Here is a 26,812-nt window from a genome sequence, read left to right as displayed (position 1 = left end):
CATCAGGGCCGTGCGCGACCCGAAGGTGTGGTAGAGCGCGCCGTTGGAAACGCCGACTCCGGCGCTGATCGCACGGATGGTGACCGCGGCGGGTCCGGATGCGACGGCCAGCGACTCGACGGCGTCCAGGATCCGATCCGGCTCGTACACGCGCTGGCGGGGCATCCCGCAATAGTAACAGAGCGTTTGCTCTGTTATTCGGGTGTCAGTTCGGGAACATCGGCGGTGGGTTCGCCCAGTTCGGCCTCGCTGCTGACGCGGTCACGAACCAGGAACCATCCGCCGATCAGGGCGGGAACGGCGGCCACCAGCGCCGCGATCACCCAGGGACCCTTCTCAGGGTCGAGGCACATCAGCACCAGCACGCCCACCAGGAAGGCCAGAGTGACATAGCCGCTGTACGGGGCGAGCGGCATCCGGAAGTGCGGTCGCTGCAGCGTTCCAGCCTTCACCTTGCTGTAAAACCGGAGTTGGCAGAGCACGATCGTTGCCCAGGCCGCCAGGACGCCCACAGCGGCGATGTTGAGCACGATTTCGAAGGCCTCGCTGGGCTTGACCGCGTTGAGCACGACGCCGAACAGCCCGATGACGGCAGTCAGCAGAATTCCGCCATATGGCACACCGCTTTTCGACATCCGCGCGGTGAATTTCGGGCCGCTGCCGTTCACTGACATCGACCGCAGAATCCGGCCGGTGGAATACAGCCCGGCGTTCAGGCTGGAGAACGCGGCGGTGAGGACGACGACGTTCATCAGCGTGCCGGCGCCGCTGAAACCGATGTGGGAGAAGAAGGTGACGAACGGGCTCTCGCCGTGCTTGTACATGGTGTAGGGGAGCAGCAGCGCCAGCAAAAGCACTGACCCGCAATAGAACACCGCGATCCGGGCGATCACCGAGTTGATCGCGCGCGGCATAACCTTCTCCGGATCCGCGGTTTCTCCGGCCGCGGTACCGACCAATTCGACTGCGGCGTAAGCGAATATCACCCCCGAGGTGACCAGCACCAGCGGCAGCAGGCCGGTCGGTAAAAACCCGCCGTGGTCGGCCCAGATGTGGGGCCCGGTGGTCTTTCCTTCGATCTTGAAGCGGCCGGCCAGGAAGACGATTCCGACGACCAGGAACGTCGTCAGGGCTATCACCTTGATCAGCGCCGCCCAGAACTCGAACTCGCCGAAGGCCTTCACCGAGATCAGGTTGACCGATACCACCGCCGCCAGGGCGATCAGTGCGAGCGTCCACTGCGGGACGGCCTGGAAAGCGGTCCAATAGTGGAAGTAGGTCGCAATCGCGGTGCTGTCCACGATGGCCGCCATCGCCCAATTCAGGAAGTACATCCAGCCGGCAACGAAAGCCGCCTTCTCCCCGAAGAACTCGCGCGCATAGGAGACGAACGACCCCGACGCCGGGCGATGCAACACCAGTTCGCCGAGAGCGCGCAGGATCAAAAACACGAAGCCACCGCAGATCCCGTAAACCAGGAACAAACCAGGGCCCGCTGATGCCAGCCGTGCTCCGGCGCCCATGAACAACCCGGTCCCGATGGCGCCGCCGATCGCGATCATCTGCATCTGGCGGTTGCTGAGATCGTGGTGATAACCCGCGTCTTCGCGAGCGAATCGATTATCGGCGGCGGCGTGACCAGCCGGGTCGGGCGTGCTGGGCGGCGATGGCATTGAGTTCCTATCGTCGGGGGGCAATGCTGCGGCGCCGGGCACGACCGCTTCGGGAGTTGGTTGCGAAACTATCCCACGGCGGGCAACGGCGCGACGTTTGCGGCGGGGAACTCAATGAACCTTTCGCTCTGTCCACCAGCGCGTTGAGAAGAAGTTTGGCGCGTCAGGATGTGGCTGGTTAAGGCGGGATGAACGCAGCCGATAACGGCGGATTGCGGAGTTACGCTTACCCCAACACCGTGTGTTTGGACGCGAAGCGGCGGTGCGGAGTGCGATGAAGCGGGTTGGCCGCCGGGCCGAGTGCGACACCCTGGACCGGCTGCTGGAGGTGGTGGACGCCCGGTATAGCCGGGCGTCGGTGATCTGCGGCCAGCCGAATGTGGGCACGACGGCGTCAATCCAATCTCTGGTTCGCCGCCAGTGCAGTCCCGGAATTCGCGAACCCGAGCGGAAGTAAATCATGGCTGAAACCGTTATTCACTATGTTTTGAAGCGGCTCAAGGAAATTGGCGTCGATGACGTCTTCGGAGTCGCAGGCGATTACGCATTCCCGGTCAATGACGCGATTGTCCAAGATCAGTCGCTGAATTGGACTGGATGCTGCAACGAACTCAATGCCGCCTACGCCGCGGATGGATATGCCCGGACGCGCGGCGTTGGCGCGTTATGTTCCACCTACGGGGTGGGCGAACTCGCCGCGATGAGCGGTATCGCGGGCGCCTACGCCGAGCATCTTCCGGTGTTTCATCTGGTCGGCACGCCCAACCTGGCGACACAGGAGGGTCGGGCGCTGGTGCACCACACGCTGGGTACCGGCGAATTCGACCTGTTTCATCGGATGGCCGAGCCGATTGTGTGTGCTAGTGCGGCCCTGACGCCGCAGAACGCCGCTGCGGAGACCGAGCGCCTGATCGCGGCGGCGTTCTACCACCGGCGGCCGGTCTACCTGGCGATTCCCAGTGACGTCGCGGACATGCCCGTGCTGGCCGGCGCGCCCCCGGTGAGCGCACCCTGCAGTGATCCCGATGCGTTGGCCGCGGCCACCGACGCTGTGGCCGCCGCTCTCAACGGCGCCGAGCAAGCGTGCGTGCTGCCAGGCGTGCTGCTGCGTCGGCTCCGTCTGCAAGGTGCAGCGGCGGCGTTGGTCGACGCAGCGGGCTTACCGTTCGCGACGATGTTCGCCGACAAATCGGTGCTGGGCGAAGACCACCCGAACTACATCGGCATGTACGTCGGGCGTCTGATGAGTGAGCCCGTCCGCGCCTTCGTCGAGTCGTGCGATGCGGTGGTGATGATCGGGGCCATGCTGAGCGACGGCAACATAGCCGGGGGCACCGTCCAACTGAACCCGGCCAAGGTCATTTCGATCGATCACCACCGCACCACCGTCGGCGGCACGGTGTATCGAAATGTGGAGATCGCCGACGTGCTCACGCAACTGTCGGGGCGTATCACCAAACGCGGTGAGCGGCCGGCTGTCACACCTGAGACGCTCGGGCCGATAACCGGCGGTGGCGAGGACCCGATCACCGCTGACGCGCTCTATCCGCGCTGGGCGGACTTCTTCCGTCCTGATGACGTGATCCTCACCGACACCGGTACGTCCTCGCTGGGTTTGGCGTTGGCGCGACTTCCGAAAGGCGCGGAGTTCCACAACCAGACTCTGTGGGCGTCGATCGGGTGGGCGACGCCGGCGGCCTTCGGCGCCGCAAAAGGGGCTCCGGATCGGCGGTTGATCCTGATTACCGGTGAAGGCTCGCACCAGATGACCGCTCAGGAGCTGAGTCAGCTCGGTCGTCATCAGCTTCGCCCGATTGTCTTCGTGCTCAACAACTCTGGCTATCTCAGCGAGCGCATGCTGTGCAAGGACATGGCGTTGGGCTACAACGACATCGCGCCGTGGAACTACGTCGAGTTGCCACACGCTCTTGGCTGCCAGGGGTGGTTCACCGCCCGGGTAAGCAGCTGCGGTGTACTCGACGACGCGCTCAAAACGGCCGAGCAGGCCGATGGTGCCGCCTATATCGAAGTGGTCACCGACGCATACGAGGCCCCGCCGATGTACAGGAAGCTGCGCGAGCACGTCGAATCCTTCTATAGCCACCACTAGGCGCCCAGATTTGAGTCAGGCAAGCCGCTTGAACTGGGTCTTTCGACTATTTAGGCCGTCTGGGAACAATCTCTGGGACGCCCTCGTTGAGCACTCTGACAACCTTGAGTGACTCAGACTCAACCTTGACTTGACAGCGGTACCTCGCAGAGGGCAATGTTGAGCGCGGTTCGCTCAGTAGCGTAGTGCATACAAAGCTCGATTATCAGGGAGGATTCACCATGGCTCGTGCGGTCGGTATCGACCTCGGGACCACCAACTCCGTCGTCGCAGTTCTCGAGGGTGGCGACCCCGTCGTCGTCGCCAATTCGGAGGGTGCAAGGACGACTCCGTCCGTTGTGGCGTTCGCGCGCAACGGCGAGGTGCTGGTTGGCCAGCCCGCCAAGAACCAGGCGGTGACCAACGTCGACCGCACCATTCGTTCGGTCAAGCGGCATATGGGCACCGACTGGTCTGTGGAGATTGACGGAAAGAACTACACCGCGCAGGAGATCAGTGCGCGCGTTCTGCAGAAGCTGAAGCGGGACGCCGAAAGCTACCTCGGTGAGGACATCGCCGACGCGGTGATCACCGTGCCCGCGTACTTCAACGACGCCCAGCGTCAGGCCACCAAGGAAGCCGGCCAGATCGCCGGTCTGAACGTGCTGCGGATCGTCAACGAGCCGACCGCGGCCGCACTGGCCTACGGCCTGGACAAGGGTGAGAAGGAACAGACCATCCTGGTCTTCGACCTCGGCGGTGGCACCTTCGACGTGTCGTTGCTGGAGATCGGCGACGGTGTCGTGGAGGTCCGCGCGACCTCCGGCGACAACCACCACGGTGGTGACGACTGGGACGACCGGATCGTCACCTGGCTGGTGGACAAGTTCAAGGGCAGCGCGGGCATCGACCTGACCAAGGACAAGATGGCTATGCAGCGACTGCGGGAAGCGGCCGAGAAGGCCAAGATCGAACTGAGCTCGAGTCAGAGCACCTCGATCAACTTGCCGTACATCACCGTTGACGCCGACAAGAACCCGCTGTTCCTTGACGAGCAGCTGACGCGTGCCGAGTTCCAGAAGATCACCCAGGACCTGCTCGACCGCACGCGGCAGCCGTTCCAGTCGGTGATCAAGGACGCCGGTATCGCGGTGTCGGAGATCGACCACGTGGTGCTGGTGGGTGGTTCCACCCGCATGCCCGCAGTGACCGAATTGGTCAAGGAGATGACCGGCGGCAAAGAGCCCAACAAGGGCGTCAACCCCGACGAGGTCGTCGCCGTGGGTGCCGCACTGCAGGCCGGTGTGCTCAAGGGTGAGGTGAAAGACGTTCTGCTGCTTGATGTCACACCGCTGAGCCTTGGTATCGAAACCAAGGGTGGCGTGATGACCAAGCTGATCGAGCGCAACACCACCATCCCGACCAAGCGGTCGGAGACCTTCACCACGGCTGACGACAACCAGCCATCGGTGCAGATTCAGGTATTCCAGGGTGAGCGCGAAATCGCTTCGCACAACAAGCTGCTCGGCTCTTTCGAGCTGACCGGTATCCCGCCGGCTCCGCGCGGCGTCCCGCAGATCGAGGTCACCTTCGACATCGACGCCAACGGCATCGTGCACGTCACGGCCAAGGACAAGGGCACCGGCAAGGAGAACACGATCAAAATCCAGGAAGGCTCCGGCCTGTCCAAGGAGGAGATCGACCGGATGATCAAGGACGCCGAAGCGCACGCCGACGAGGACCGCAAGCGCCGCGAGGAAGCTGACGTCCGCAACCAGGCCGAGACGCTGGTCTACCAGACGGAGAAGTTCGTCAAGGAGCAGCGCGAAGCCGAAGGCGGTTCGAAGGTTCCCGAGGACACGCTGAACAAGGTGGATGCCGCGGTGGCCGAAGCCAAGACGGCGTTGGGCGGCACCGATATCGGTGCGATCAAGTCCGCGATGGAGAAGCTGGGCCAGGAGTCGCAGGCTCTGGGTCAGGCCATCTACGAGTCCACCCAAGCCGAGCAGGCCGCCGGTGGCGGCGAGCCCGGTCCGGGCGGATCTGGTTCCGATGACGTTGTCGACGCGGAGGTGGTCGACGATGACCGGGAGGACCAGTGACCGAAGGCAATCCGCAAGAGCAGGTAACCGTCACCGACAAGCGGCGGATTGATCCTGAGACCGGCGAAGTACGTCACGTAGCTTCTGGTGCCGCCCCTTCGGGGGCGGCGCCGGACGCGGGCGGTCCGGCGCCGGTCGGCAAAGACCCCGCCACTGACGAGAAGGTTGCCGAGCTGACCGCTGATCTGCAGCGCGTGCAGGCCGACTACGCCAACTACCGCAAGCGGGCCCTGCGCGACCAGGAGGCGACCGCCGAGCGTGCGAAAGCCGCGGTGGTCAGCCAATTGCTGGGCGTGCTGGACGATCTCGAGCGGGCGCGCAGCCACGGAGACCTCGATTCGGGCCCGCTGAAGTCGGTCGCCGACAAGCTGTTCGGCGCACTGACCGGGCTCGGATTGGCGGCCTTCGGCGCCGAGGGCGACGACTTCGACCCGGCGCTGCACGAGGCCGTGCAGCACGAGGGCGACGGCGCACAAGGCTCCAAGCCGGTGATCGGCAACGTGATGCGGCAGGGCTACAAACTCGGCGAGCAAGTGCTGCGGCACGCGCTGGTCGGCGTGGTCGACACCGTCGCGGATAACGCGCCGACCGCCGACCCAAGCGATAACGACGCGAACGAGGGTGAGCAGCACGCAGAATCAGAACCGTCGGAGTAACAACGACCGGTTCGATCAGGACATAGGCGAGCGCAGGAAGCTCGAGGAAGGTAGGCAGGGGGTGACGCGGTATGGCTCAACGTGAGTGGGTCGAAAAGGACTTCTATAAGGAGCTGGGCGTCTCCTCTGACGCCAGCCAAGACGAGATCAAGCGGGTGGCGCGCAAGCTGCTCGCCGAAAACCATCCTGACCGCAACCCGGACAACGCAGCCGCCGAGGAACGGTACAAGGCTGTCTCCGAGGCGAAGGAAGTACTGACCGATCCCGCCAAACGCAAGGAGTACGACGAAACCCGTCGGCTCTTCGCCGGCGGCGGATTCGGTCGACGATTCAACGGCGGCGGCGGGGGCAACTTCGCCGGCGGTTTCGGTGTTGGCGGAGACGGTGCTGAGTTCAACCTCAACGACCTGTTCGACGCGGCCGGCCGCAGCGGCGGCAACAACATCGGGGACCTGTTCGGCGGATTGTTCGGCCGCGGCGCACAGCCCCGGCCCAGTCGGCCGCGTCGCGGCAACGACCTGGAGACCGAGACCGAACTCGACTTCATGGAGGCCACCAAGGGCGTGGCGATGCCGCTGCGACTGACCAGCCCGGCGCCGTGCACCAACTGTCATGGCAGTGGAGCCAGGCCGGGCACCAGCCCGAAGGTCTGCCCGACGTGTAACGGCGCGGGCGTAATCAACCGCAATCAAGGCGCTTTCGGCTTCTCCGAGCCGTGCACCGAGTGCCGCGGTAGCGGGTCGATCATCGAGCACCCCTGCGATGAATGCAAGGGCACCGGTGTCACCACCCGCACCCGCACCATCAACGTCCGGATACCCCCGGGCGTCGAAGACGGGCAGCGGATCCGGCTGGCCGGTCAGGGTGAAGCGGGATTGCGCGGCGCTCCGTCGGGTGACCTGTACGTGACCGTGCACGTGCGCCCGGACAAGGTGTTCGCGCGTGACGGCGACGATCTCACCGTCACCGTCCCGGTCAGCTTCAGCGAATTAGCGCTGGGTACAACACTTTCCGTGCCGACCCTGGATGGTAAGGTCGGTGTCCGGGTGCCCAAGGGGACGACCGACGGTCGCATCCTGCGGGTGCGCGGCCGCGGTGTGCCCAAGCGTTCCGGCGGTCAGGGTGACTTGCTGGTCACCGTGAAAGTCGCGGTCCCGCCGAACCTGGAAGGCGCCGCGAAAGAAGCGCTCGAGGCCTACGCCGTGGCCGAGCGGTCCAGTGGTTTCGACCCGCGGGCCGGATGGGCAGGTAATCGCTGATGGGCAAGAAAGACGAAGCCCGAACGTTTCTGATCTCGGTGGCGGCCGAGCTGGCCGGTATGCATGCGCAGACGCTGCGTACCTACGACCGGCTCGGGCTGGTCAGTCCCAACCGCAGTTCCGGTGGGGGACGCCGCTATTCGCAGCACGACGTGGATCTGCTCCGCGAGGTGCAGCGGCTTTCGCAGGACGAAGGCGTCAACCTAGCTGGTATCAAACGGATTATCGAGTTGACAAACCAGGTCGAGGCACTGCAGTCACGGCTGAAGGAGATGGCCGCCGAGCTCGAGGTGCTGCGGGGCAATCAGCGACGCGACATCGCAGTGGTGCCCAAGAGCACCGCTGTGGTGGTCTGGAAACCGCGCCGCTGACGCTCTTGCTGCGAAACGGAAGCCAGGGCTGTGGTCTTCGCCGGTTCACATTCCAGGCTGCTGTCTGGCGGTTGAGCTGCTCTGGTGAGGGGTCCTGCGGCATCCCGAACCGCTCGTTGAACATCGGTTAAATAGGTTCTTTTGTTCCTGGCGAACCCCTATCGTTGGCGCATGACGGACACGCTGGCGTGCCTGACGTGCGGGGCAGAACTGCAGTCGAGCGCGAAGTTCTGCAGCGAGTGCGGCGCTGCCGTTTCGGCAGCCTCGAAACCGGCTGAGTACAAGCAGGTGACGGTGCTGTTCGCCGACGTCGTGCATTCGATGGATATCGCGGCGGCCGTGGGTGCCGAGCGGTTGCGGGAGATCATGACCGAGCTGGTCGAGAGTTCAGGGGCGGTGGTGCGGCGCTATGGCGGCACGGTGGACAAGTTCACCGGTGACGGCATCATGGCAGTCTTCGGAGCGCCGGTCGCGTTGGAGGACCACGCGCTGCGCGCGTGTCTGGCCGCGTTGAGCATCCATGAAAAAGTCGCGCTCCTTGCGGCCGACATCGAGCGCCGAGACGCGGTCGATCTGCGCCTGCGGATCGGCATCAACTCCGGTCAGGTGATTGCCGGTGAGATTGGCTCGGGCGCCTTGGGTTACACCGCTATCGGTGAACAAGTCGGAATGGCCCAACGGATGGAGTCGGTGGCGCCGCCGGGTGGGGTGATGCTGAGCGAATCCGCCGCGCGGCTGGTCGATGGCCCTGTGGTGCTCGGGGATGTTGAGCTTGTCCACATCAAAGGTGTCGATGAGCCAGTGTGCGCCAGGAGGTTGCTGAGCGTATCGGAAGATCAGCGTCCGCTCGGACGTTCCGAGTCGAATCTGGTCGGTCGGCGCTGGGAAACTGCCGCCATCGAGAGCCTGCTGGAACGCGCCATCGACGGCCGAGGCGCGGTGGTCGGCGTCGCGGGTCTACCGGGCATCGGCAAGAGCCGTCTGGCGCGGGTGATCGCCACGATGGCCGCCGCCCGCGGCGCGGAAGTATTCACCACCTATTGCGAATCGCACGCCAGCGACATCCCCTTTCACGGCGTAGCGCGCTTGCTGCGGGCGGCCTTCGGTCTGGCGAACCTCGACGATGCGGCGGCCCGCGCAAAGGTCCGCACCCAAGCTCCCGACGCAGAGCCCGAAGACTTGCTGCTCTTCGACGATCTGCTGGGCATCGCCGACCCTGATGTCACTCCGCCGCCACTCGGTCCGGACGCAAGGCGGCGGCGGCTGACCGCCCTGATCAATGCCGCGTCGCTGGCCCGCAAAGCCCCGACGGTCTATGTCATCGAGGACGCCCACTGGATGGACGCCGCCAGTGAGTCGATGCTGGCCGAGTTCGTCACGGTGGTTCCGCAGACACCGTCGCTGGTGCTGCTCACCTACCGGCCCGAATACCGGGGCGTGTTAAGTCATGTAGGCGGTGCTCAAACGATAGCTCTTGCGCCGCTGAATGATTCAGAGACCGCAACACTGGTTTCACAGTTGCTTGGACCGGACCCGTCGGTCAGCGCCCTGGCCGATCTCATCGCCGGGCGCGCTGCCGGTAATCCATTTTTCGTCGAGGAGATGGTGCGTGACCTGGTCGAGCGCCGTGTGCTGCGCGGGACCCCCGGCGCTTACGCGTCGACGGCAGAGCTGGCCGAGGTCAGCGTCCCGGCTACCTTGCAGGCCACCATCGCCGCGCGCATCGACCGCCTCGACGCAGGCGCCAAACGCACCCTGAGCGCAGCGGCGGTGATCGGCTCGCAATTCGACCCGAACCTGTTGCAAACGGTGGGGATCGAACCAGTCCTGGCGGACTTGCTGGCAGCAGAGCTCATCGATCAGACGCGATTCACCGGCGAGCCCGAATTTGCATTCCATCATCCGCTAATCCGTACGGTGGCCTACGAATCGCAACTGAAATCTGATCGTGCCGAGCTGCACCGTCGCTTGGCGTCCGCGATCGAATCGCGCGACCCTGCGGCGGTCGATGAGCATGCCGCGTTGATCGCCGAACACCTGGAGGCCGCGGGGGACCTCCAGGTGGCCTTCGGGTGGCACATGCGCGCGGCAAGCTGGGCGACCCACCGCGACATCAACGCGGCGCGAATGAGTTGGGAGCGCGCCACCCAGATCGCCGACGCCCTACCTGGCGGGGACCCGAACCGGCCAGCCATGCGCATCGCTCCGCGCACCATGCTGTGTGGGATTGCCTGGCGGGCTCACGTGAACAATGCCGATGACCGGTTCGAGGAACTGCGAGAGCTGTGTGCCGCCGCCGGCGACAAGACGTCATTGGCGATTGCCATGGCGGGGCTGGCGATCGATCGCATGTTTCAGGATCGGATGCGCGAGGCTTCCGGATTGGCATCCGAAGCGATGGCCCTGATCGAATCTATCGATGATCCGACCTTGACCGTGGGGCTGTCACCGCTGGCAATCTACGTCAAGGGTGAAGGTGGCGAGTGGGCTGACGTCCTGCGATGGTCGCAAGTAGTTATCGACCTGGCGGACGGTGATCCGTCCAAAGGCAACTTTCTCATCGGATCGCCGCTAGCAGCTGTCATCTACGCGAGGGGTAATGCACGGTATTCCGTGGGCGATCGCGGTTGGCGCGATGACCTGAGTCGCGGTTTAGCAATGGCCCGCGGTGCCGACCACACGGCCTACGTCAGAGCCATCTTCTACGTCTACGCCCCTGGAATCTCGAACGGCGCATTGCGGCCCGACGATGGCGTAATGCGCGAGATCGAGCAAGCCTTGCGCATCGCTGAAAGGGCCGGTGACAACTTGGCGTTGGCACAGGTCCGGATGACGTTGGGCATTGCGTTGGTGCACCGTCATACGCTCGCGGACCAAGACCGCGGACGAGAGATCCTGGCCGAGGTCAGCGCTGTGTTCCTGGGCCGGAAGCACAACCTATGCGACTTACCTTTCCTCACTGTGTGTTTGGCGCGTGAGATGGCTCGACGCGGCGACGACGGCGAGGCCATCGCCCGAATGCGCGGCGCCGTAGACTATCTCTTCCGCGAGGGACAGCCACTCATCTATGGCCCTGCTGCCACGGGTCTTTTGGTCCAGACACTGCTGGATCGCGGGACCGACGATGACGTGGCCGAAGCGAAGGCCGCAATCGACCGCCTGGCCCGCACACCAACGGAAGGCGTTGTGGTGCGCGATATCTGGCTGCTACAGATGCATGCTTCGCTGGCACGGGCTCGCGGCGACACCGCCGCCTATACGGAGTCTCGGGATCGCTACCGCGACAAGGCGAAATCGCTTGGGTTCGAGGGTCATATCGACTGGGCCGAGGCGATGAGCGACCGCTAGACGTGGATCGAGAACTGGGCGATTCCCCAGTCGCCTGGTTGCGCTGACCGGTAACCGCCGCGGCGCAGCGCGTCGGTGACGGCGGCCATCGGCTCGAAGCAGACGAGGTTCTCGCCGAGCGGAGCGAAGATTTGCGCCGCGGGATAGCCTTCCTCGAAGTGCACCTCGATGCGGCGGCCGCCGCCGGAAACCGCGAACAACGCGCCGTCGGCGACCTGGTCGTACCCGTCGTCAAAAGCCCTGTCGCCCAACGGTTCGCTGAGGGCGGGCTGGACGACCGCCTCGCCGGTGGGAAGACCTTTGTCGTCGAGCGTCAGATGCCGCATCGCCGGCGTCTCGATGATCCACTGATCGCGCGGCACGTCCGGTAGCTGCAGGTACGGGTGAAAACCGAAACACAGCGGCACCGCGAGCTCCCCGGTTGGAGTCACGGAAAGGCGTAGCCGCAAGATCCGCTCGTGCAGCGTGATGGTCAGCGCTAGTCGGTGCGGAAACGGAAAGCTGGCCAACAACTCTTCGTCCTGAGTGAAGTCCACTTCGCCGGTCAGTTCGTGACCGGACTCATGCGTTACCCGCCAATTCGGAAAGGCTGCCAGCACACCGTGAATCGGCAGGCCGTTGGGATCGGCCCGCACCCCGTATTCACCGGCCGTCAGCGTGACCGTCTTGCCTTCGGCTTCGTATGTGTTGGCGCCCAGCCGATTTGCCCAGGGGTACAACAGTGGGATGCCCATTGTTTTCCCGTTGGCCACGTACGCGTCGAGTCCGCGTCGTTGGCCGAGTAGTTCGACCCCCGAGTCGGTCAGCGAAATGCCGATCATGCCGGCTTCTGCGACGAACTGGGCTTCTACTTCGGATGACGGATCGCTCAGTGTGACAATGTGCACCCGATGAGACTATGCCAAAATCGTCGGCGACTAGCTGGACAACGGGTCGTGCTGAATACGCTCCGGTGGCGCGCCTTTGGCGATCAGCGCGTCTTTGGTGGCGCGGACCATCTCCGGTCCGCCACAGATCAGGATCTGCCGGTCTCCCCAGTTGCCGTATTTGGTGACGATGTCCATCAGCTTGCCGGTCTGGCGCAGATGCAGCCCGCGCGGCGGCGCTACATCGGGATAGTCGGAAGCCCAGGCGGGGTCGCCGTTGAGCTCGGAGACTGGCGTCACCGACAGCCAGGGATTGTGTGTGGCGATCTGCCACAAGGTCGGCAGGTCGTAGAGCTCGCACGGGTAGCGGGCGCCGAAGAACAGGTGCACGCGCGGGTTCACCCCCCAGCGGGTGAGGTCCATGACGATCGAGCGCAGCGGGGCGAGCCCGGTGCTGCCGGCCACCATCAGCACGTCGCCGCCGTCGCGGTCGACGTACAGGGCGCCGTGCGGGCTGGACAGCCGCCAGCGATCCCCGGTCCGGGTCTCGTTGACGATGGCATTGCTGACCAGGCCGACCGATACCGTGCGGACGTGAAACTCGATGGCTCCGGTCTCATCTGGCGGGATGGCCGGTGTCAGATAGCGCCACCGCCGCGGGCACTGCGGTATGGCGACGTTGACGTACTGGCCCGCGTGGTAGGGCATCGGGCGGTCCAGTTGCAACCGGACGACGGCGAGGTCGCGGGACACCCGAAGGTGTTCGACCACCGTGCCGTCCCACCACGCCGGCCCTTGTTCGGCGTCGGCGGCGCCGCTCATCACCCCGGTGATCAGGTTCACCGACTGCCGAGCCGCGGCATCGACGGCGTCGGTCCAGGCCTCGGCCAGCTCGTCGCGCAGCGTCGCATACAGCGCCTGACCCAACGTCTCGTAATGCTCGGGCAGCACCCCGTATTTGCGGTGATCGCGTCCCAGCTGTGCCAGAAACGCCACCGGATCTTCGGCACGCTGAGCGACCAGTTCGCCGTAAATCCATTTCAACGCTTGGGCGAAGGCGGCCCGCTGGACGCCCATGTCGGGCGGAAACAGGTCGCGCGGCGACGCATCGAAGGCAAACCAGCGGGCGTACAAGCGGCCGATGAGGCCGTTGTGGTCGTCCGGGTCGACGGCGGCGTGCAGCACCGCCAGCGCATCCCGGTCGTTGAGGCTCACGGCCGCCGATTTTATGCCTGGTTCAGCGGCCCTCAGAGCAGCGCGTTGACGCCGTGGTAGAGCACCAGCCCGCCGATCAGGACCAGCACCCCGGCGAGCATCGCAGCGTTGTTGCGCTCCATCCATTCCTTGAGCCGCGCCATTGAGTCGTCGAGCCGGTGACCGGCGGCGACGTAAGCGAGGACGGGGATCGCCACCGTGGATGCCGCGACGGCGACGTAGACGGCACCGGTAACCAACTCGCCGGCCTTGCCGAGGTTACCGCTGTCGATGGCCAAGCCGGCCAATGCGCACATGGTCAGCACCTCGACCCGCACCACGACCAAAACCAACCCGGTGGCCAGAGCCCTTGCGGGCGTGAGGGTTTCGAAAGACCGCATCCACTTCGGCGACTCGGTGTGTCCTTCGCGGGTCAGCCAGCGATAGATACCGAACGCGATCAGCGCCAACCCGAGCACCACGCGGGTCCAGGATGCCCAGAGCGGCGGCTTGTTGTGCAGGCCACCGAGCGCGTCGGAGGACGCGACGAACACGGCGGTCAGCGCAACCAATCCCAGCGACCAGCCGCCGAGAAAGGCCAGGCCGGTCGGCCGCGGCCGCGGCGTCTGCAGCACCAGCACCGCCGGGATGACGGACAGCGGCGAGATCGACACAACGAGCGCCAGCGGAATCAGTGTGGTCAGTACGGAGACCCAACTTGCCGTCACGGCTGAATCTTCGCATCACCCGCCGCCGCGCGCTGCGGGACCGCCGACGGTTGGCCTAGTGTTTCCGTCGCAGCGTCCACGCGGGCACCCAGTGCGTGACGTTCTTGCGTTTTGACCCGTAGGCGATCGGGTAGGTCACCAACCCCCACCAGTCGCCCTGCTCGCAGATGCCCCAGCAGCTGAGCCGACCCTCGACGACCTTGTGCAACTGCAGACCATTGGGCTCAAAGCGGCCCGACCGGTGTGGCTCACGGGGAAAGAGCACGGTCAGATCGATCAGCACAGTGATCGGTGGGCGCACGACGCGGAACGGGTTACGGGCCGGCTGGCCGTTGTATCCGATCGACGCGAGGTCTCCCACTAATCGATCATACGTTCGAATAATTCTGATCGGCGGGTGATCCGATCAGGGCGAACCCCGGACGGATTCGCCGGCCCGCAGCTGCAGGCCGCCTTCCAGCCTTGCCCGGCCTAGCCGCCGCCCCCGGTGAGCGGAAAATAGCTAGAGTTGAGCGGAACAGACTCAACCTTGACGGCGTTGAACAACGCGACAAGCATTTTTACCGGGCCCCTCTAGGCCCTCTCTGACTCTGAACGGAGGTGTCGTGGACTCTTTCAACCCGACAACCAAGACACAGGCGGTGCTGACATCGGCTTTGCAGGCGGCGAGTGCCGCCGGCAACCCCGAGATCAGGCCGGCGCACCTGCTGCTAGCCCTGCTCACGCAGAACGATGGGATCGCCGCGCCGCTGCTGGAGGCTGTCGGCGTCGAGCCCGCCACTGTCCGCACCGAAGCGCAACACATCCTGGACCGGCTGCCGCAGGCCAGCGGCGCCAACGCGCAGCCGCAGCTGTCGCGTGAATCGCTGGCGGCCATCACCACCGCGCAGCAGTTGGCCACCGAGATGGACGACGAATACGTCTCCACCGAGCACCTGATGGTGGGTTTGGCCACCGGCGACTCCGAGGTCGCCAAACTACTGACCGGGCATGGCGCATCGCCGCAGGCGTTGCGCGAGGCGTTCGTCAAGGTTCGCGGCAGCGCCCGCGTCACCAGTCCCGACCCCGAGGCGACCTATCAGGCATTGGAGAAGTACTCGACCGATCTGACCGCCCGCGCCCGCGAAGGCAAGCTCGACCCGGTTATCGGTCGGGACAACGAGATTCGTCGCGTCGTGCAGGTGCTGAGCCGTCGCACCAAGAACAACCCGGTGCTGATCGGCGAGCCCGGCGTCGGCAAGACCGCGATCGTGGAAGGTCTGGCCCAACGCATCATCGATGGTGATGTCCCCGAGAGCCTGCGCGATAAGACCGTCATCAGCCTGGACCTGGGTTCGATGGTGGCCGGTGCCAAGTACCGCGGCGAATTCGAGGAACGACTCAAGGCCGTCCTCGACGACATCAAGAACTCGGCCGGGCAGATCATCACCTTCATCGATGAGCTGCATACCATCGTCGGGGCCGGTGCGACCGGCGAGTCGGCGATGGACGCCGGCAACATGATCAAGCCGATGCTGGCCCGCGGTGAGTTGCGCCTGGTGGGCGCCACGACGCTCGACGAGTACCGCAAGTACATCGAGAAGGACGCGGCTTTGGAGCGGCGCTTCCAGCAGGTGTTCGTCGGTGAGCCGTCGGTGGAAGACACCGTCGGCATCCTTCGTGGCCTCAAAGACCGCTACGAGGTGCACCACGGTGTGCGCATCACCGACTCCGCGCTGGTGGCCGCGGCCACGCTGTCCGACCGTTACATCACCGCCCGTTTCCTCCCGGACAAGGCGATCGACCTGGTCGACGAGGCCGCGTCACGGCTCAGGATGGAGATCGACTCGCGGCCTGTCGAGGTCGACGAGGTGGAGCGGCTGGTACGCCGGCTCGAGATCGAAGAGATGGCGCTGGCCAAAGAAGAAGACGCGGCGTCCAAGGAGCGCTTGGAGAAGCTGCGCGCCGAACTGGCCGACCAGAAGGAGAAACTGGCCGAGCTCACCACCAGGTGGCAGAACGAGAAGAACGCCATCGACGTCGTCCGCGAACTGAAGGAACAGCTGGACACGCTGCGCGGGGAGTCCGAGCGCGCCGAACGTGACGGCGACCTCGCCAAGGCCGCCGAGCTACGTTACGGGCGCATCCCCGAAGTGGAGAAGAAACTCGACGCCGCGCTGCCCACCGCTCAGGCCCGCACGGACGTCATGCTCAAGGAAGAAGTCGGACCCGACGACATCGCCGACGTGGTGTCGGCGTGGACGGGCATCCCGGCCGGGCGGCTGCTGGAAGGCGAGACCGCCAAGCTGCTGCGGATGGAAGACGAGCTCGGCCGCCGCGTGGTCGGGCAGAAGAAGGCCGTGCAGGCCGTCTCCGACGCGGTGCGTCGCACCCGGGCCGGGGTCGCCGACCCCAACCGGCCGACCGGTTCGTTTCTGTTCCTCGGCCCCACCGGTGTCGGCAAGACCGAGCTGGCCAAGGCGTTGGCCGACTTCCTTTTCGATGACGAACACGCGATGGTCCGCATCGACATGAGCGAGTACGGCGAGAAGCACTCGGTGGCCCGCCTCGTCGGTGCGCCGCCTGGCTACATCGGTTACGACCAGGGCGGTCAGCTGACCGAGTCGGTCCGTCGCCGGCCTTACACCGTCGTGCTGTTCGACGAGGTGGAAAAGGCCCACCCGGACGTCTTCGACGTGCTGCTGCAGGTGCTCGACGAGGGCCGGCTCACCGATGGGCAGGGCCGCACGGTCGACTTCCGCAACACGATCCTGATCCTGACGTCCAACCTCGGGTCGGGCGGCAGTGAGGAGCAGGTGATGGCCGCGGTGCGCTCGGCGTTCAAGCCGGAGTTCATCAACCGGCTCGACGACGTGCTGATCTTCGACGGGCTCAACCCCGAGGAACTGGTGCAGATCGTCGACATCCAGCTCGACCAGTTGGACAAGCGGCTCGCCCAGCGGCGGCTGCAGCTCGAGGTGTCGTTGCCGGCCAAGACGTGGCTGGCGCAGCGTGGTTTCGACCCGGTCTACGGCGCCCGTCCGCTGCGGCGGCTGGTCCAGCATGCCATCGGCGACCAGTTGGCCAAGATGCTGCTCGCCGGTGACGTGCACGACGGCGACGTGGTGCCGGTCAACGTCAGCGCTGACGGCGACTCGCTGATCCTGGGCTGATACGGGTCGCCACCGGCTGGCCCTTGCTACCGCTTCGGTGCGGACGCGTGCCGAAGCGGTAGCAAACTTTAATTCTGTTGTGACCTGCTCGCATTCCCGGTTGGGGGGTCACAGCGGTTAGGCTACGTGGCGATGGTTCCCCTCTGGTTCACGCTCTCCGCGCTGTGCTTCGTCGGCGCGGCGGTGTTGCTATACGTCGACATCGACCGCCGCCGCGGTCGGGGCCGGCGCCGTAAGTCGTGGGCACGATCGCACGGATTCGACTACGAGCAGGAATCCACCGAGATCCTCAAGCGCTGGAAGCGCGGTGTGATGTCGACCGTGGGCAGCAACATCCCGGCCCGCAACGTCGTGTTGGGGCAGATCCGCGGCGAGGCGGTCTTCATCTTCGACCTCGAGGAAGTCGCCACCGTGATCGCCCTGCACCGCAAGGTGGGCACCAACGTCGTCGTCGACGTGCGGCTCAAAGGCCTCAAAGAGCCTCGCGAGAACGACATCTGGCTGTTGGGGGCGATCGGGCCGCGGATGGTGTACTCCACCAACCTGGACGCCGCCCGTCGCGCCTGCGATCGCCGCATGGTCACCTTCGCGCACACCGCACCCGACTGCGCCGAGATCATGTGGAACGAGCAGAACTGGACGCTGGTCAGCATGCCGATCGGCAGCACTCGTGCCCAATGGGACGAGGGTTTGCGCACGGTGCGCCAATTCAACGACCTGCTACGCGTGTTGCCGCCGGTGCCGCAGGCGGCAGGATCTGGCGGGACGCAGCAGTCGGCTACCCGCCGCAAGTCGGCCCCCAGCCGCCCGCTGGCTCCCGCCGGGCGAGCCGAGGTGCCGCAGCGACAGACCGAGTCCTTCACCCGTGAAGCCGGGCCTGCGACGCGCGCCGCAACCCCGCCGCCCGCTGCTCGCCAAGAGCCGATTCCTCGTCCGCCGACGAGCCGAAACGGCCACCAGGCTTCACATCACCAGCGCTGAATCCGAGCCGCACACCCGCTCAGTACACTGACGCCGTGCCTCGTCGCGTCGCCCTGATCACCGGGCCCACATCCGGTATCGGCGAAGGTTTCGCGCGACGCTATGCCGCTGATGGTTACGACCTGGTGCTGGTGTCTCGCGGCGCCGACCGTCTCAAGGCGCTGGCCGCCGAGCTGTCCGACGAGGGCGGCCGGAACGTCGAGGTGTTGCCCGCCGATCTCAGCCAGGCCGCCGAACGCGACAAGGTCGCCGAGCGGCTGACCGCCGGCGTTGAGGTACTGGTGAACAACGCCGGTTTCGGTACCTCCGGCGAATTTTGGACCGCCGAGCCCGCGAGGCTGCAGTCCCAGCTGGACGTCAACGTCACCTCGGTGATGCAGCTGACCCGTGCGGCGTTGCCGGCGATGATCGACGCCGGTGCGGGCACGGTGATCAACGTTGCGAGCGTGGCCGGGCTGTTGTCGGGTCGGGGCTCGACCTATTCGGCGTCCAAGGCCTGGGTGGTGTCGTTCACCGAAGGGCTGGCCGTCGGGCTGCGAGGCACCGGCGTCGGCATGCACGTGGTGTGTCCGGGCTACGTGCACACCGAGTTTCACGACCGGGCCGGCATCGACATGACGTCGCTGCCGTCGTTCATGTGGCTCGAGGTGGACGATGTGGTTCGGGAAACCCTCGCCGACGCCGCCGGTGGCAAGGTGGTCATCATCCCCGGCGTGCAGTACAAGGCGATCACCACCGCCAGCCGGATGGTGCCGCGAACACTGGCGCGTGCCGCCACGAGTGTCTTCGGGCGGGGCCGTGGCCGCACCTGAGCTCGCCGAATTAGCAGACCTGGTAAGCCAATTGGCGGTGGTGCACGGCCGCGTTACATTGTCGTCGGGCAAGGAAGCCGACTACTACGTCGACCTGCGTCGCGCCACATTGCATCACCGGGCCGGGCCCCTGATCGGCCGGCTAGTCCGCGAACTCACCGCCGACTGGGACTACGCCGCGGTCGGTGGACTGACACTGGGCGCCGATCCGGTAGCCACCGCCGTCATGCACGCACCGGGTCGCCCGATCGACGCTTTCGTCGTCCGGAAATCCGTGAAAGCCCATGGCATGCAACGACTTATCGAAGGGCCCGACATCTCCGGCCAGCGTGTCCTGGTGGTCGAGGACACCAGCACGACCGGCGGGTCGGCGCTGACCGCGGTGCGGGCGGTGCTGGAGGCCGGCGCGCAGGTGGTCGGCGTGGCGACGGTGGTCGACCGGGCCACCGGTGCGGCCGAAGCCATTGAAGCCGAAGGCTTTCCGTACCGCAGCGTACTGGGGCTGGCGGACCTCGGGCTGCAGTAGTCACCGTGCGCACTCTCATCGCGATGGTGGCGACGCTGGCCGTGGCCTGTGCGTGTTCGAATCCCTCAGCGCGCCAACAGGTCTACGGCGCGGAAACCGCGCACCTCGGCGAGTCACTGGCGGTGTTGGGCTGGAACACCTCGATATCGAATCTGCGCTGGCAAGACGATTACGTGCTCGTCGACGTCGATGCTGCCCCGGCCGACCCGGCCAAACCCCACGCCGACCCCGGCGATATCCGCTTCGGCCTCTACGGCGCATTGGCGCATCCCATGGAAGCCACCGGGATCGGCAGCTGTGACGGCGTGAAAAATCTTGTCATCCAATCGCTTTCCGCGCCCGGCGGCACGCGGCTGACCGGCACGGTATGCCTGGGCCCGATGAAGGACCGTGCTGCCGTCCGCGGCGTCTACCTGTACTCGCCACGCGACCGGATCGCCGACACCGCCGCTGCCTACCCGGCGGCGTTCCCCGTCGGGGTCATGCCGACCAAGGAAAGTGACACCGGCCTGGTCGTCAAATCCACCAGTGTGGCCGCGTGGCGCGCCGACGGCGCTCAGCTGACTCAGGCCTCGCTGGGCGACCCGGCCGCGTTCAACGGCAGCGGTTACATGCTGCTCGGTTTGGAGGCCCACACCATCGCGGCCAAATATCGCGACGACTCCGCCGGCCGCGGCGGGCCGATGATGCTGCTCGCCGCGCCGACCCTGCCTGCCCCGGGCCTGAACGCCGCCTGCACGGCCTACGGGGCGTCGGTGCTGATCCTGCCGGAGGCGTCGCTGGACGCCGTGCGCGTCAACGCCTCGCTGTGCACGCAGGGCGACCTCAACGACGCGCTGCTGTACGCGACCGTGGCGATCGTCGGCACCCACGCCGCGGTCTGGACCGTGCGGTGACCGATTCACCCCGCTCCTCCTCAGGCCGTTCGGGCCCGCATCGTCGCGAGGACACAACCGAGCCCGGTCCCACCGAGTGGAGTGTCCCGACATCCGGCGTCGGCCCCTGGGAGGGTCCGCTTCCCGACGACCCGCGCTATGACCCGGAGTTGCTGCGCGACGGCGACACCCGCAACGTCGTCGACGCCTATCGGTACTGGACGCGGGAAGCCATCGTCGCCGACATCGACACCCGCAGAAACCCGCTGCACGTGGCGATCGAGAACTTCGGTCAGGACGCGAACATCGGCGGGGTGGTGCGCGCCGCCAACGCGTTCGCCGTGGACACCGTGCACATAGTCGGCCGGCGCCGCTGGAACCGCCGCGGCGCCATGGTCACCGACCGCTACCAGCGCCTCCGTCACCACGACGACACCGCCGATCTGCTGAGCTTCGCTGCCGGGTCGGGCCTGACGGTGGTCGCCGTCGATATCGTGCCCGGCGCGGCGCGGCTGGAGCAGACGGCGCTGCCGCGGGACTGCCTGCTGCTATTCGGCCAGGAGGGCCCCGGCATCAGCGACGACGCCCGCGCCGGCGCCGCGCTGACCGTGTCGATCGCCCAGTTCGGGTCGACACGCAGCATCAACGTCGCGGTCGCGGCCGGAATCGCCATGCATACCTGGATCACGCAACATGGGAATATCGCGAGCGCCTGGTAGTTGCGCCGATTCGCTAATGCCTCGGCGAGACATCGAACTCGATGGGCAGAGTGATGGGTCCGGTCAGCGCGGTCAGCGGTTTCCAGGGGGCTGGTCCGGTTCGCCGGGCGTGCGGCATGTGCTGAGTCATCACCGTCAAAGCTTCGGCGAGCTCGAGCCGGGCAAGGTTGGCGCCCAGGCAGTAATGCAACCCGGCACCGAAGGTCTGTATTGGGTGGTCGCCATCGCGAGTGATGTCGAGTTGGTCTGGTTTGTCGTACACGGCAGGATCCCGGTTCGCCGAGGCGGTGTTGGCGACGACCAGTGTGCCGGCCGGGATCACGACTCCGGCGAGTTCCACATCCTGGAGGGCGATGCGCAGGGTGCCCCAGGCGATTGGGGAGTGTCGCATGGTTTCCTCGACCGCATTGGCGGCCAACTCGGGGTGATGAGCCAGCAGCGTCCACTGGTCGGGGTGATCACAGAGCACCTGCACCGCAGCGGCGAGCTGGTTTCGAGTGGTGTCGGTGCCGGCAATCAGCAGACCTACGACCAGCATGCGCAACTCGTCGGTGTCGAGCCGATCGCCATCGTGTTCGGCGCGGATCAGCTCGGAGATCAGGTCGTCGGTCAACGCGTCACGGCGGTCAGCGACCATATCGTCGACGTAGTCGTCGACGGCCTGCCATGCCGCCAAGATGGAATCCGCCTCTTTGGCGACGTTCCAGCTGAAGGCCTTGAAGATGTCGTCGGTCCATTCCGAGAACAGCTCCCAGTCCGCGGCCGGTGCGCCGAGTAACGCGCAAATAATCGGGATTGGATATTGACGCGAGATGTCGGTCACCACATCGCAGCTCCCACGGATCATCTGGCGTTCAACGAGTTCGGTGATGACGTCGATGATCGTCGAGCGCAGCCGTGCGGTGGCCCGAGGAGTGAAGGCCTTCGATATCAGACGACGAAGGCGGTGGTGCTCGTCTCCGTCGAGACTGATCAGGTTCGCGGTGACGCGGTCCCATATCGGGCCGGACGTTATGCCTTGGGCGGCGAGGAACATTCCCTTCGGGACGCGAAATCGCGGGTCGCGCAGTACCGCGCGAACCAGTTCGTGGCTCAATATCTCCGGGCCATGAATCCCGATGGCGATCGGTGCTCGATCCCGGGCCTGCGCGACGAGTCGATGCGCCTCTTCAGGATCATCCACGTGTTCATATGCCAAGATCGGCAGCCCCGCGTCGAAGACATTGGGGCAACTACGGGTGGGCATGATGTCGACCGTCATCACAACTCCTCGCTCGAAACACGTCAGCTGGGCGTTTGCCGTTTGCTGACCGCGACGCAATCGTCGATCCGGTACCGCGGCGACACGTCAGTGACCGAATACTGATCTTTCGTCTCACCGGCCGGGTACCGCTTCTAGGCTGTACCGATGCGCTTGACGTGGCCGTTGACCGGCCGATCGAAGGAACAGCGACTCATCGAAGGCGCAATTTTCGACTCCGACTTGGCTGGGGTCGTGGTTTGCGGTGCTGCCGGCGTGGGCAAGAGCCGGATCGCGCGTGAAGCGCTGAGTTCCGCCGGGTCGCAGGGGCGTGAAGTCCGGTGGGTAGTGGGCACGTCCTCAGCGCGGTCGATTCCGTTGGGAGCGCTCTCCTCGTGGGCAGTGTCCGCAGGTGACGACAACCTCGAATTGATCCGCAATGCAATCGCCTCGCTGACTTCCTCGTCCTCCGGCAAGACAGTCGTGCTGGGTGTCGATGATGTGGCCTTGCTCGATGATCTGTCGACATTCGTTGTGCACCAGATCATTCAGCGCCGCGCCGCCAAAGTCGTGCTCACCATCCGCGCAGGTGATTCGATTCCTGCCGGGGTACGGGAGTTGTGGGACGGGGGGCATCTTGACCGCCTCGACCTGCAGCCGCTGTCCGAAGCCGAAACCACCGCGCTTACCTCGGCTGTGTTGGGCGGGCCGGTGGATCCGCAAGCCGCTGAGCGATTGTGGACGTTGACCCGCGGCAATCCTCTGTATCTGCGGAACATCGTCGAGCAGGAAGTTGCCGACGGCCGGCTTGCAATGCAGGACGACTACTGGCGTTGGCTCGGTGATCCGGTGCTGCCGCCGAGCCTCATCGAACTGGTCGAAGGACGCATCGGAGGCCTGCCCAGCTCGGTCAGCGACGTGATCGACGCCCTCGCCGTTGGCGAACCCATCGAACTCGGGTCGCTCACCCGAATAACCGACCCGGGCGCGGTCGAGCAGGCCGACCTCCGCGGTCTCATCGCTCTTGACCAAGTAGGCAATCGGGTAGAGGCGAGGCTGGCGCACCCGCTATACGGGGAGGTCCGACGAAATCGGGCTGCCGCCACCAGGTTACGACGGCTGCGTGGCCTGGTCGCTGCCGAACTCGCCGGGTCGGATGATCGTGACGATATGCAGGTCGTGGTCCGCCGCGCCACTCTTAGCCTCGACTCGGATCTCGAGCCCGATTCAGACCTCCTTATTCGGGCGGCCAGCGGCGCGGTCTGGCTATGGGAATTTCCCCTAGCTGATCGGCTCACGGCGGCGGCGATCCAGGCAGGAGGTGCCGCGGACGCGAAACTCATTCGCGCCTACGCTTTGTCGTGTGCTGGCCGTGGCCAGGAAGCCGACGATGTGCTCGCCGGCATCCGGGCAGACGAGTTGGGTGACGCCGCGTACGGGCGAATGGCCTTCCTGCGGGCGACCAATCGGCTGTTCACCCTGGCTGATCCGGTCGGGGCAAAGGAATTCATCGACGATGCATCACGCGCCGCAGGTCAACAGGCTCGAAGCTGCATCGACGCATTTCTGACGGTGTACTGGGCGGCGATGGGCCAGCCGCAAGTGGCCATCGAGTCGTCCGGCAAGTTCACCTGGCAGGAGCTACCCGATCTCGTCGCCCAGCGGGTGACCGCCTGGGCCCTTGCCCTCGCGCTTGGAGAAGCGGGCCGCGCCGGCGAAGCCGCAGCGGCGGCAAAGGCCGGTTACCCGATTCCGATACGTTCGTTCGTCATCATCACCGACGCCCACATCGGCGCCCTGCTGTTAGCCGGTCATATCGCCGATGCCGATGCGCCGGCGCAGACGATACGACAACGCCAAATCGAGTTCCAGGCATTTCAGTCTTTCCAAGTCGGCACTCTCGCGGTGGGCAGAGCGGCCCTGGGTTCTGGGCGACTCGACACCGCGGTTTCCCTGCTGACCCAATCCATCGAGACCGTAAACGATTCCACCGACTCCAGCGGGTGGGGTTACCGGTGCCGGATTCCGCTGACGACGGCGCTTGCGATGAGCGGCTCGATTTCCGAGGCAGCGGCCCAGTTGGGGGCACTCGAAAGGCTGCGCCATCCCAGCTGGCGATACCTCGACTACGAGTACGCGATCGCCAAGGCATGGGTGGTCGCCGGGCAGGGCGCCATCAGCGAAGCAATCAAGGTCTCGCTTGCTGCCGCCGAAACAGCCAGGACCAATGGGCAATTCGCTCCTGAAGTGATGTGCTTACAAACCGCCGTGCAGTTCGGGGAGCGTTCCTGCGGGCCTCGATTGCGGGAGCTTGCTGCGATCGTTGAAGGGCCCCGCGCCGGCGTGGCCGCCCGATTCGCTGAGGCGCTGCACGATGATGATGGTGCCGAACTAGGCGCGGTTTCAGCCGAATTCCAGGATATGGGCGATTTGATCGCTGCCGTCGATGCGGCAGCGCATGCAGCCATCGCCTACCGGCACCGAGACTTACGCGGGTCGGCGTTGGGATGCTCGGCGAGGGCCGAAGCGTTGGCCGAGCAATGTGGCGGCGCCCGCACGGCAACTCTGCGCAAGGCGGCCGAACGATTGCCGCTGACTGACCGCGAACGAGAAATCGTGATGCTTATCGGTCAAGGGCTGTCCAACCGGGATATCGCGGCACGGCTGACGTTGTCGGTTCGAACCGTCGAAAGCCACATCTATAAGGCGATGGCCAAAACTGGCACATCCAAGCGCGACGAGCTCGCGGGGCTATTGCCTTCCCGCCGGGAACGACACGGCGACAACGGCTCGCGTCAGCTCAACTGATCGGCTACCGCCGCGGTATCCAGCCAGAACTACTTATCCGCCTCTCGGTGGTGGCACGTCGCAACGCTGCGAAACATCAGTAGTGCATCACTGATATCGATCCATCCACCGCGATCAAAGATTTCAGCAGCGGATCTCATCGACGGAGGATTGAAATGCTCACCGAAAAGATTGCAGTCACCACCTCTGACGAGGCCCAAGAGACCTTTGACGAGGCCCGAGAGCGAATGGTTTCGCCGGCACCGGTCTTGATCAGCGAGCAAGAGGTTGTGCTTGGCACCGCCGTTGCGCTGCGGGCACAACCCACCACCCGGCGCCGGTGGTTCGAGGCGGTCAGCATCCTGCGGGCCGCCATGCGGCGCCCGCTTGCTCGGTCGACGCGAGAAGCCCATCGAGAAGCCCGTCCAGTGCGCCGCGACTACCCGAAGCGCTACGCGTTTTTAGAGAACGGCTGCATGGCGCGCGAGATGGATCGCCTTTGACATCCGTCGAGGCGTGACTGCCCTGCTCAGGCGATATGGGCGGTGTGCTGGGTTTGCTGTTCTTACGACTCGCACCCTCAGCGGGCATCCTTCCGGGACTTGAACCGGGACAAAAAGTTCCCGGAAGGATGCCCGCTTGCGCACCGGCCCGGTAGGGCAGGATCTGCAGACATGGATCAGGTATGGGTCAACCGGGCGGTCAGCGCGGAGGCCGCTGTCACCGGTCGGCATCTGAAACGGCTGTGGGCGCTACCTGGCACCCAACTCGGCGTGGTGGCCTGGCCACCGACCCGTCGCGACCGATGGTTTGGCGGCTGGCATTACTGGTGGCAGGCGCATCTGCTGGACTGCCTGGTCGATGCCGAGCAGCGTGACCCGCAGCCAGAGCGCCGGATCAAGATCGAGCGACAGATTCGCTCACATCGACTGCGTAACAACGGATCCTGGGTCAACAGCTACTACGATGACATGGCCTGGCTGGCGCTTGCGCTGGAGCGGGCGTCCAGGATTGCCGACGTCGACCGCGAGCGGGCGCTGAACAAGCTGAACGACCAACTGGTCAAAGCGTGGGTGCCCGAAGACGGCGGCGGCATCCCGTGGCGCAAGCAGGACCAGTTCTTCAACGCCCCGGCCAACGGACCGGCCGGGATCTTCCTGGCGCGCTACGGTGACCGGCTGCGGCGCGCCCAGCAGATGGCCGACTGGATCGACGAGACGCTGATCGACCCCGAACAGCACCTGGTCTTCGACGGCATCAAAGCGGGTTCACTCGTTCGCGCCGAGTACACCTACTGCCAAGGCGTGGTGCTCGGGCTGGAGACCGAACTGGCCGCGCGCACCGAGGACGACCGGCATGCGCCGCGGGTGCATCGCCTGGTCGCCGCCGTCGACGAGCACATGTCGCCGGGCGGGGTGCTGCGTGGCTCCGGTG

The 26,812-nt window shown here is 65.5% G+C and carries 23 protein-coding genes; 16 read left to right on the top strand and 7 right to left on the bottom strand.

Features of this window, described 5'->3' with window-relative positions:
- Positions 1-165: TetR/AcrR family transcriptional regulator (locus tag WAN02_RS09805; protein WP_422263959.1), on the bottom strand; the 165-nt coding region annotated here is incomplete at its 3' end.
- Between the two features lie 29 nt (positions 166-194).
- The gene (locus WAN02_RS09800; RefSeq protein WP_422263958.1) at positions 195-1,673 is read right to left on the bottom strand and encodes an amino acid permease; all 1,479 of its coding nucleotides are present in this window, start codon (positions 1,671-1,673) and stop codon (positions 195-197) included.
- 274 nt (positions 1,674-1,947) lie between these two features.
- Between WAN02_RS09800 and WAN02_RS09795 the strand changes: the two genes are divergently transcribed.
- The 7 genes from WAN02_RS09795 to WAN02_RS09765 all read left to right on the top strand — a co-directional run bounded on the left by WAN02_RS09795 (position 1,948) and on the right by WAN02_RS09765 (position 11,498).
- Complete coding sequence (locus WAN02_RS09795) at positions 1,948-2,130, top strand: hypothetical protein (RefSeq protein WP_422263957.1); 183 nt, start codon at positions 1,948-1,950, stop codon at positions 2,128-2,130.
- 3 nt (positions 2,131-2,133) lie between these two features.
- Entirely contained in the window at positions 2,134-3,783 is a 1,650-nt protein-coding gene (locus tag WAN02_RS09790; protein ID WP_422263956.1) for an alpha-keto acid decarboxylase family protein, read from the top strand.
- 221 nt (positions 3,784-4,004) lie between these two features.
- Positions 4,005-5,864, top strand: coding sequence for a molecular chaperone DnaK (dnaK, locus tag WAN02_RS09785; RefSeq protein ID WP_422263955.1), 1,860 nt, complete (start codon positions 4,005-4,007; stop codon positions 5,862-5,864).
- Positions 5,861-6,520 carry a nucleotide exchange factor GrpE gene (gene grpE / locus WAN02_RS09780; protein WP_422263954.1) on the top strand — a complete coding sequence of 220 codons (660 nt, stop codon included), beginning with the start codon at positions 5,861-5,863 and terminating at the stop codon, positions 6,518-6,520. Before dnaK ends, grpE begins: the two co-directional genes overlap by 4 nt.
- A 71-nt stretch (positions 6,521-6,591) precedes the next feature.
- Positions 6,592-7,779 (top strand): molecular chaperone DnaJ, encoded by a 1,188-nt coding sequence (gene dnaJ, locus WAN02_RS09775; protein ID WP_422263953.1) that lies wholly within the window; start codon positions 6,592-6,594, stop codon positions 7,777-7,779.
- Positions 7,779-8,150: a heat shock protein transcriptional repressor HspR gene (locus WAN02_RS09770; protein WP_422263952.1), complete on the top strand. Its 372-nt coding sequence runs from the start codon at positions 7,779-7,781 to the stop codon at positions 8,148-8,150. The genes dnaJ and WAN02_RS09770 overlap by 1 nt, the downstream gene beginning before the upstream one ends.
- A 171-nt stretch (positions 8,151-8,321) precedes the next feature.
- Entirely contained in the window at positions 8,322-11,498 is a 3,177-nt protein-coding gene (locus tag WAN02_RS09765) for an AAA family ATPase (protein ID WP_422263951.1), read from the top strand.
- On the opposite strand, the gene WAN02_RS09760 is transcribed toward WAN02_RS09765, so the two are convergent.
- Genes WAN02_RS09760 through WAN02_RS09745 form a run of 4 tightly spaced genes read right to left on the bottom strand, consistent with a single transcriptional unit; the run spans position 11,495 to position 14,647 of the window.
- Positions 11,495-12,385: an aldose 1-epimerase gene (locus WAN02_RS09760; protein WP_422263950.1), complete on the bottom strand. Its 891-nt coding sequence runs from the start codon at positions 12,383-12,385 to the stop codon at positions 11,495-11,497. The two genes, WAN02_RS09765 and WAN02_RS09760, sit on opposite strands and share 4 nt — an antisense overlap.
- Positions 12,386-12,415: 30 nt before the next feature.
- Positions 12,416-13,579 (bottom strand): FAD-binding oxidoreductase, encoded by a 1,164-nt coding sequence (locus tag WAN02_RS09755; protein WP_422263949.1) that lies wholly within the window; start codon positions 13,577-13,579, stop codon positions 12,416-12,418.
- A gap of 32 nt (positions 13,580-13,611) precedes the next feature.
- Positions 13,612-14,286, bottom strand: coding sequence for a GAP family protein (locus WAN02_RS09750; protein ID WP_422263948.1), 675 nt, complete (start codon positions 14,284-14,286; stop codon positions 13,612-13,614).
- Between the two features lie 55 nt (positions 14,287-14,341).
- Entirely contained in the window at positions 14,342-14,647 is a 306-nt protein-coding gene (locus WAN02_RS09745) for a hypothetical protein (RefSeq protein WP_422263947.1), read from the bottom strand.
- Between the two features lie 244 nt (positions 14,648-14,891).
- Here WAN02_RS09745 and clpB point away from each other — a divergent pair, with 244 nt between their 5' ends.
- From clpB to WAN02_RS09715, 6 genes are all read left to right on the top strand, one after another.
- Positions 14,892-17,438 carry an ATP-dependent chaperone ClpB gene (gene clpB, locus WAN02_RS09740; protein WP_422263946.1) on the top strand — a complete coding sequence of 849 codons (2,547 nt, stop codon included), beginning with the start codon at positions 14,892-14,894 and terminating at the stop codon, positions 17,436-17,438.
- A 132-nt stretch (positions 17,439-17,570) separates the two neighbouring features.
- Positions 17,571-18,419, top strand: a complete 849-nt coding sequence (gene ttfA / locus WAN02_RS09735; RefSeq protein WP_422263945.1) for a trehalose monomycolate transport factor TtfA — start codon at positions 17,571-17,573, stop codon at positions 18,417-18,419.
- Between the two features lie 35 nt (positions 18,420-18,454).
- A complete protein-coding gene (locus WAN02_RS09730) occupies positions 18,455-19,231 on the top strand; it encodes an SDR family NAD(P)-dependent oxidoreductase (protein WP_422263944.1) in 777 nt (258 codons plus the stop codon).
- Positions 19,218-19,757, top strand: coding sequence for an orotate phosphoribosyltransferase (pyrE, locus tag WAN02_RS09725; protein ID WP_422263943.1), 540 nt, complete (start codon positions 19,218-19,220; stop codon positions 19,755-19,757). The genes WAN02_RS09730 and pyrE overlap by 14 nt, the downstream gene beginning before the upstream one ends.
- Before the next feature lie 5 nt (positions 19,758-19,762).
- Positions 19,763-20,653: a hypothetical protein gene (locus tag WAN02_RS09720; protein ID WP_422263942.1), complete on the top strand. Its 891-nt coding sequence runs from the start codon at positions 19,763-19,765 to the stop codon at positions 20,651-20,653.
- The gene (locus WAN02_RS09715) at positions 20,650-21,351 is read left to right on the top strand and encodes a TrmH family RNA methyltransferase (RefSeq protein ID WP_422263941.1); all 702 of its coding nucleotides are present in this window, start codon (positions 20,650-20,652) and stop codon (positions 21,349-21,351) included. Before WAN02_RS09720 ends, WAN02_RS09715 begins: the two co-directional genes overlap by 4 nt.
- 13 nt (positions 21,352-21,364) lie before the next feature.
- Here WAN02_RS09715 and WAN02_RS09710 read toward each other — a convergent pair whose 3' ends face one another.
- Complete coding sequence (locus WAN02_RS09710; RefSeq protein ID WP_422263940.1) at positions 21,365-22,612, bottom strand: cytochrome P450; 1,248 nt, start codon at positions 22,610-22,612, stop codon at positions 21,365-21,367.
- A 147-nt stretch (positions 22,613-22,759) separates the two neighbouring features.
- On the opposite strand from WAN02_RS09710, the gene WAN02_RS09705 reads away from it, so the two are divergent.
- From WAN02_RS09705 to WAN02_RS09695, 3 genes are all read left to right on the top strand, one after another.
- The gene (locus tag WAN02_RS09705) at positions 22,760-25,399 is read left to right on the top strand and encodes a LuxR C-terminal-related transcriptional regulator (protein WP_422263939.1); all 2,640 of its coding nucleotides are present in this window, start codon (positions 22,760-22,762) and stop codon (positions 25,397-25,399) included.
- A gap of 155 nt (positions 25,400-25,554) precedes the next feature.
- Entirely contained in the window at positions 25,555-25,881 is a 327-nt protein-coding gene (locus WAN02_RS09700; protein ID WP_422263938.1) for a hypothetical protein, read from the top strand.
- A 171-nt stretch (positions 25,882-26,052) separates the two neighbouring features.
- Positions 26,053-26,812: glycoside hydrolase family 76 protein (locus tag WAN02_RS09695; protein ID WP_422263937.1), on the top strand; the 760-nt coding region annotated here is incomplete at its 3' end.

The organism is Mycobacterium sp. (assembly GCF_049281135.1).
Classification (GTDB): domain Bacteria; phylum Actinomycetota; class Actinomycetes; order Mycobacteriales; family Mycobacteriaceae; genus Mycobacterium.
This window is presented reverse-complemented; position numbering and strand designations above follow the sequence as displayed.